Raw genomic sequence first — 5,384 nt, 5'->3', positions numbered from 1 at the left:
GCGGGCGGCCGGCCCGCACGCGGGAGCGCCGGCGGATCAGTCGCGCCGCGGCTCGTCGCGCCCGGGCTCCTCCTCCGGCGGGATCGCCTCGTTGCCGTGGTCGCTGAGCTCGTACGGCGTGAGGGCCCGGCCGTTCTCGGGGAAGCTGTCCGACCCGTGCACGTCGTTCTCCTGGATCTCGGTCCGGTGGGCCGGGCGCGGCGGCTGCTCGTCCGGGCGCGGCGGCCGGGACTCCTTGTCGCGGCGCCGCATGCCCCACCAGAAGGCACCGATCAGTACGAGCACCACGGCGATCCCGACGATGCCGACGACCACACCCACCGCCCCCCGCCCGTCGGCGAGAGTCACGGCGAGCGAATCTGTTGCTCCGTTCGTTACGTCCATGCATGGCGCATACCCCGGGGACCCGCTCACAGACAGCCATTGACATGAATTCATGTTTTATGGCGATGTCAGAGTAAAAGCGTTTCATATGGTTCAAATCGGCTACACGATGATGACTGGGCGGACCGGATTCCCCGCGCACCCGTGCCGCGGTGGCCGCGTTCGCGAGAGCCGGGCCCGAGCTCGCCGCCACCCCTCGGCCGCCGTCTTCCCGGACGGTTTCCCGCGGACACGCGTCGTACGCCTGGCCGTGTCCCGGGCCGCCGTGCCGACCGCCTTCCGGGCGCCGCCCGCCCCATGTTTCGCCCGGGCCCACGGGGTAGGCGGCTCGCCGGAGCCCCTCGCGGGCCGGACGCCGCACTCGTGTCGCCGACCGGAGGCCGCGGGGTGAGCCTTGAGTGAATCCCCCGGATCGCTGGAGGAACGCGATGGGAGTGCACAACCTGCTCGGCCGCTGGCCCGCCTACCGTCAGCTGACCGGCGCCGACCCTCTGGGCAGAGGCCGGGCCGCCATGTCGTCCACCACCGAGGAGCTGCGCCCGCGCACCGCCACCGCGGACCGCGTCGTCAAGTCGGTCTGCCCGTACTGCGCGGTCGGCTGCGGCCAGCAGGTGTACGTCAAGGACGACCGGGTCGTCCAGATCGAGGGCGACCCCGATTCGCCCATCAGCCGTGGCCGGCTCTGCCCGAAGGGTTCGGCGACCCTGCAACTGACCACCGGCTCCGCCCGGCGCCACCAGGTCCTCTACCGCCGCCCGCACGCCACGGACTGGGAGCCGCTCGACCTGGAGACGGCCATGGACATGGTCGCCGACCGGGTCGTGGAGACACGGCGCCGGACCTGGGAATGGGAGCACGACGGAGCGCGGACGGCCCGCACCATGGGCATCGCCAGCCTCGGTGGTGCCACCCTCGACAACGAGGAGAACTACCTCATCAAGAAGCTCTTCACCGGACTGGGCATCGTCCAGGTGGAGAACCAGGCGCGGGTCTGCCACAGCTCCACCGTCGCGGGCCTGGGTACCTCGTTCGGCCGGGGCGGCGCGACCACCTTCATGCAGGACCTCCAGCACGCGGACTGCATCGTCATCCAGGGCTCGAACTTCGCCGAGGCCCACCCCGTCGGCTTCCAGTGGGTGATGGAGGCCAAGGCCCGTGGCGCCCGCATCATCCATGTGGACCCCCGCTTCACCCGTACGAGTGCAGTGGCCGACCTCTTCGTCCCGATCCGGGCCGGCAGTGACATCGCCTTCCTCGGCGGCATCATCAACCACGTCCTCACCGAGGAGAAGGACTTCCGCGAGTACGTCCTCAACTACACCAACGCCGCCACCCTGGTCGGCGACGCGTTCCAGGACACCGAGGACCTCGACGGGATCTTCTCCGGCCTGGACGAGGAGAGCTATCACTACGACACCGAGACCTGGCAGTACCGCGGCACCGAGGTCCAGGCGCCCTCCGGCGACGTCGACAAGCTGTACCGGAGCCGCAGCGGGGACTCCGGGGGCGGCGAGGGCCACGAACGGCTCCACGAGACAGCCGGCCCCGAGGCCCACGGATCCGGGGGAGCGCAGGCGGGCGCCCGCCCCCCGCGTGACGAGACGCTGAGCGACCCCCGGTGCGTCTACCAGATCCTCAAGCGCCACTACGCCCGCTACACCCCCGAGATGGTCGAGAAGATCTGCGGCATCGGACGCGAGGCGTTCCTGGAGGTCTGCGACGCGCTGACGTCGAACTCCGGCCCCGACCGCACCAGCGCCTTCGCCTACGCGGTGGGCTGGACCCAGCACTCCACCGGTTCCCAGTGCATCCGCGCCGCGAGCGTCCTGCAGCTCCTGCTCGGCAACATCGGCCGGCCCGGCGGCGGCATCCAGGCCCTGCGCGGGCACGCCTCCATCCAGGGCTCCAGCGACATCCCGACCCTGTTCAACCTGCTGCCCGGCTACCTCCCGATGCCGCACGCCCACACCCGGGAGACCCTGGACGACTTCATCCGGGCGAGCCGCACGGACAAGGGCTTCTGGGGCAACATGCGGGCGTACTTCGTCAGCCTGCTCAAGTCGTACTACGGGGACGCCGCGACGGCCGAGAACGACTTCTGCTTCGACCACCTGCCCCGCCTCACCGGCTCCCACGGGACCTACGAGACGGTCATGGCCCAGCTGGCCGGGGACTGCAAGGGCTACTTCCTGATGGGGGAGAACCCGGCCGTCGGTTCCGCCAACGCGCGGCTGCAACGGCTCGGCATGGCCAACCTCGAATGGCTGGTGGTCCGCGACTTCTCCCTCATCGAGTCCGCGACCTGGTGGCAGGACGGCCCGGAGACCGAGACCGGTGAGATGCGCACCGAGGACATCGGCACCGAGGTCTTCTTCTTCCCGGCGGCCTCGCACACCGAGAAGTCCGGCTCCTTCACCAACACCAACCGCTGGCTCCAGTGGCACCACGCGGCCGTCGAGCCCGAGGGCGACGCGCGCAGCGACCTCTGGTTCATGTACCACCTGGGCCGCCGCGTCAAGGAACGGCTCGCGGCGTCCACCGACCCGGTGGACCGCCCCGTACAGGACCTCACCTGGGACTACCCCGTCGACGGCCCGTTGCGGGAACCCGTCGCCGCGTCCGTCCTGGCGGAGATCAACGGCCACGGCCCGGACGGCGCGCCGCTGTCGGCGTACACCCAGCTCAAGGACGACGGCTCCACCAGGTGCGGGTGCTGGATCTACTGCGGGGTGTACGCGGACGGCGTCAACCAGGCCGCCCGCCGCAAGCCCCACACCGAGCAGGACTGGGTCGCCTCCGAGTGGGCGTGGGCCTGGCCCGCCAACCGCCGCATCCTCTACAACCGGGCCTCCGCCCGCCCGGACGGGACACCGTGGAGCGACCGCAAGGCGTACGTCTGGTGGGACGGGACCGAGAAACGCTGGACCGGCCACGACGTCCCCGACTTCATCCCCGACCGGGAACCCGGACACGTCCCGGAGCCCGGCGCCACCGGGCCGGACGCGCTGCGCGGGGACGACCCGTTCATCATGCAGGCCGACGGCAAGGGCTGGCTGTACGCCCCCGCGGGCCTGGAGGACGGGCCGCTGCCCACCCACTACGAGCCGCAGGACTCGCCGTTCGGCAACGCCCTGTACCCCTCGCGCTCCCGTTCGCCGGTGCGCAAACTGCATCCGCGCGAGGGCAACCGCTACCACCCGAGCGGTGACGAGCCGGGGGCCGACGTCTACCCGTACGTCGTCACCACCCACCGGCTCACCGAGCACTTCACCGCGGGCGGGATGAGCCGCTGGTCGCCCTACCTGTCCGAGCTGCAGCCGGAGTTCTTCTGCGAGGTGTCACCGCAGCTCGCCGACGAACGCGGCCTCGAACACGGCGGCTGGGCCACGATCGTCACGGCGCGCAACGCCGTCGAGGCCCGGGTGATGGTGACCGGCCGGATCGTCCCGCTCACCGTCCACGGCCGCACCGTCCACCAGATCGGACTGCCCTTCCACTGGGGGCCGAACGGCATCTCCACCGGAGACGCCGCGAACGAACTGGTGGCCATCGCGCTCGACCCCAACGGCCTGATCCAGGAGGACAAGGCGCTCACCGCCGACATCCGCCCCGGCCGCAGGCCCCGGGGGCCCGCGCTCCCCGAACTCGTCGCGGAGTACCGCAGGCGGGCGGGCATCACGGAGACGACCGGAACGCAGGAGGCGACGTGAGGGAGAACCTGTTCAGCGGGCCCGAGCCCGACCCGGCACGGGACGCCGGACACGAGGACGCCCCGCCACGCGTCGGCTTCTTCACCGACACATCCGTCTGCATCGGCTGCAAGGCGTGCGAGGTCGCCTGCAAGGAGTGGAACGCGATCCCCGAGGACGGGATGTCGCTGACCGGGATGTCGTACGACAACACCGGCGGGCTCGGTGCCTCCACCTGGCGGCACGTCGCCTTCGTCGAGCAGCCGGTGCCCGCCGGCCGCACCCGGTTGCCGCTCGTCGAGCCGGACACCCGGAAGGAAGCGACGGCGGAGGAATCCGGCACGCGGTGGCTGATGTCCTCCGACGTCTGCAAGCACTGCACACACGCCGCCTGCCTGGACGTCTGCCCGACCGGTTCGCTCTTCCGCACCGAGTTCGGCACCGTCGTCGTGCAGGAGGACATCTGCAACGGCTGCGGTGTCTGCGTGCCCGCCTGCCCGTACGGGGTGATCGAGCAACGGCCCACGGACGGACGGGCCTTCAAGTGCACCCTCTGCTACGACCGGCTGGGCGCGGGGCAGGAACCCGCCTGCGCCAAGGCCTGCCCCACCGAGTCCATCCAGTTCGGACCGCTGGACGAACTGCGCGAGCGCGCCGCGCTGAGGGTGGACCAGCTCCACGAGGCAGGGGTCACCGAGGCCAGGCTCTACGGCCACGAACCGGACAACGGCGTGGGCGGGGACGGGGCGTTCTTCCTGCTCCTGGACGAACCCGAGGTGTACGGGCTGCCCCCGGACCCCGTCGTCACCACCCGCGACCTGGGCGCCATGTGGCGTCACGCGGGGGTGGCCGCGCTGTCGCTGGCCGGGGCGGCCGCACTGTCCTTCGCGCTGTCCGCATGCACCGACCCGAAGGGGCACCGATGAACCCCGGCCCGCCCGGCACCACCCGTACCGACGACTCCTACTACGGCCGCCCGATCGTCAAGGCGCCGTCCTGGGCCCCTCAGGACATCGCCGGATACTTCTTCCTCGGCGGGCTGGCGGGAGCCGGATCCGTGCTCGCCGCAGGCGCTCAGCTGACCGGACGCGCCACGACCGCCAAGGCGCTGAAGGTCTCCTCGCTGACCGCGGTCGGCCTCTCGACGGCCGCCCTCGTCCACGACCTCGGCAGGCCCTCGCGCTTCCCCAACATGCTCCGGGTCTTCAAGCCCACCTCCCCGATGAGCATGGGGTCCTGGCTGCTGGCCTCCTACGGACCCGCCGCCGGGGCAGCCGCCCTCTGCGCCGTCACCGGGCGGCTGCCGAAGGC

The 5,384-nt window shown here is 71.4% G+C and carries 4 protein-coding genes; 3 read left to right on the top strand and 1 reads right to left on the bottom strand.

Annotated features, from left to right (window positions below):
* Positions 1-36 precede the first annotated feature (36 nt).
* Entirely contained in the window at positions 37-384 is a 348-nt protein-coding gene (locus IH13_RS0122500) for a DUF6479 family protein (protein ID WP_031087193.1), read from the bottom strand.
* 428 nt (positions 385-812) lie between these two features.
* Here IH13_RS0122500 and fdh point away from each other — a divergent pair, with 428 nt between their 5' ends.
* From fdh to nrfD, 3 genes are all read left to right on the top strand, one after another.
* Positions 813-4,094 carry a formate dehydrogenase gene (gene fdh, locus IH13_RS0122495; RefSeq protein WP_031087191.1) on the top strand — a complete coding sequence of 1,094 codons (3,282 nt, stop codon included), beginning with the start codon at positions 813-815 and terminating at the stop codon, positions 4,092-4,094.
* The gene (locus IH13_RS0122490; RefSeq protein WP_031087190.1) at positions 4,091-4,999 is read left to right on the top strand and encodes a 4Fe-4S dicluster domain-containing protein; all 909 of its coding nucleotides are present in this window, start codon (positions 4,091-4,093) and stop codon (positions 4,997-4,999) included. The genes fdh and IH13_RS0122490 overlap by 4 nt, the downstream gene beginning before the upstream one ends.
* The coding region (gene nrfD / locus IH13_RS0122485) for an NrfD/PsrC family molybdoenzyme membrane anchor subunit (protein ID WP_031087188.1) at positions 4,996-5,384 on the top strand (389 nt) is incomplete at its 3' end. The genes IH13_RS0122490 and nrfD, both read left to right, overlap by 4 nt.

The sequence above is a fragment of the Streptomyces sp. NRRL WC-3549 genome (genome assembly GCF_000721935.1).
Lineage (GTDB): Bacteria > Actinomycetota > Actinomycetes > Streptomycetales > Streptomycetaceae > Streptomyces.
Note: the sequence above shows the minus strand (reverse complement) of the source record. Positions and strands in the feature narration are given on the sequence as shown.